The sequence below is a fragment of the Methanobrevibacter sp. 87.7 genome (genome assembly GCF_002208625.1).
Taxonomy (GTDB): Archaea; Methanobacteriota; Methanobacteria; order Methanobacteriales; family Methanobacteriaceae; genus Methanarmilla.
Genome location: NZ_MRCT01000222.1, coordinates 1 through 2,167, shown reverse-complemented (window position 1 = coordinate 2,167; position 2,167 = coordinate 1). Strand labels below are relative to the sequence as shown.

Here is a 2,167-nt window from a genome sequence, read left to right as displayed (position 1 = left end):
ATAAAAGATTAAAATTAAGATTAAATCTTTTAAATACAATTATTAACTAAAAAATAAAAATTTTTAAAATTAAAAATTAAAAACTTTCAAAAATTTAAATTTAAATTAATTAAATTTTATTAAAACAAATTTTAAAAACATAGAAAAATTTACTTTAATCATAAATTTAAATAGCAAGAATTACATAAATTATTATATAATATCTATTAGTATTTTATACAATTAATTAAGATATTATTTTATATAAATTTTATATGATAATATAAATTAAAACTTTGTTTAAATTAAATATTTTTTAAAAAAAATACAATATTATTATACAATGTATAAGTTAACACAATGTATAAGTTAACAAAGTTTTTAAGAATTTAAAAAACTTATTTCAATAAAATACTATATAAAAAATGAAATTAATGTTTTTTAAAATTTTATATTAAAAAATTACTTTAAAATTATTCAATAATAAAAAATTATTATTTCAGGTGAAATGATGAAAGTACTCGTTGCTGATGCAATTGATCAAAAAGGTATAGACAAACTTAAAGAATTTGCAGATGTTGTAGTTGACACTTCAATTACCCCAGAAGAATTGAAAAAAACCATTAAAGAATATGATGGAATTGCAGTAAGAAGTAGAACCAAAATGACTGCTGATATTATTGAAGCAGCAGACAATCTTAAAATTATTGGAAGAGCAGGTGTAGGTGTAGATAATATAGACCTTGATGCTGCTACTAAAAGAGGTATTATGGTAGTTAATGCACCAGAATCAACTTCAATTACTGTAGCTGAACATACTATGGGATTAATGTTATCTGTAGCACGTAAAATTGCAATTGCTGATAAATCTACTAAAGAAGGTAAATGGGAGAAAAAATTATTCAAAGGAATGGAACTCAAAGGTAAAACCCTTGGTGTTATTGGAATGGGTAGAATTGGTTCCCAAGTAGTTAAAAGATGTAAAGCATTTGAAATGGATGCTATGGCATACGATCCATACTTACCTCCAGAAGTTGCACAAGATATGGGTGTTAAACTTACTGATTTAGATGATGTTCTTAAAAATTCAGATGTTATTACAATACATGTTCCACTTACTCCAGAAACCACACATTTAATTTCAACAGAACAATTTGCAATAATGAAAGAAAATGCAATTATTATAAATTGTGCTCGTGGTGGAATCATTGATGAAGATGCATTATATACTGCACTTAAAGATGGTGAAATTGGAGGAGCAGCTTTAGATGTATATGAAGAAGAACCTGCAAAAGAAAATAAATTATTTGAACTTAATAATATTGTATGTACTCCACATATTGCAGCATCAACTAAAGAAGCTCAAAAAGGAGCAGCTATTATAATTGCTGATGAAATTAAAGATTTATATGAAGGTAAAACTCCAAATAATGTAATCAATATGCCAAGAATGAATAATAGTGATTTTGAAGACTCTTCTAAATATTTAGAATTAGCTCAAAAATTAGGTAGTTTCATTTCACAATCTATTAATGGTCAAGTTAAAGAAGTATCTGTTATTTATGGTGGAAAAATTGCAGAATTAAAAAACAAAGAAATTTTCACTAGAAGTGTATTACAAGGATTATTAAACCCTATTTTAAGCAGTCCAGTAACTGTTGTTAATGCACCAGCAGTAGCTGAAAGTAGAGGTATTTCTGTAACTGAAGGATCTAAAAAAGATGCAAAAGGTTACGATTCATTTATTAAAGTAACTGGTAAATCTGATAAAGATGAATTCTCAGCAGAAGGAACTGTTCTCCACGAACCAAAAATCTTAAAAGTAAATGATTATTGGGTAGATGTTAAACCGGAAGGCCATATGTTTATTGCAAGATACAAAGATGTACCTGGAACTATTGGCACAATTGGAACTAAATTAGGAGAAGCAAAAATTAATGTTGGTGTCATGCAAATTGGTAGAGACACTGTTGGTGGAAATGCTGTTATGATTTTAACAGTAGATCACGAAATTCCTGAAAACATTTTAAAAGAATTAAGTGAACTCGAAAATGTTCATGATGCAGTTAAAATTAAATTATAATTTTAACTATTTTTTCTTTTTACAATTTTTAATAATAACTTCTTTTAATAAACTATTTAACTAAAATTTACGTAATAATAACTTTTTTATATTAAATACTAATTC

The 2,167-nt window shown here is 25.6% G+C and carries 1 protein-coding gene; it reads left to right on the top strand.

Annotated features, from left to right (window positions below; translation table 11 throughout):
* The first annotated feature begins 490 nt into the window (after positions 1-490).
* Positions 491-2,062 (top strand): phosphoglycerate dehydrogenase, encoded by a 1,572-nt coding sequence (gene serA / locus BGI41_RS07800; protein ID WP_088540134.1) that lies wholly within the window; start codon positions 491-493, stop codon positions 2,060-2,062.
* Positions 2,063-2,167 lie beyond the last annotated feature (105 nt).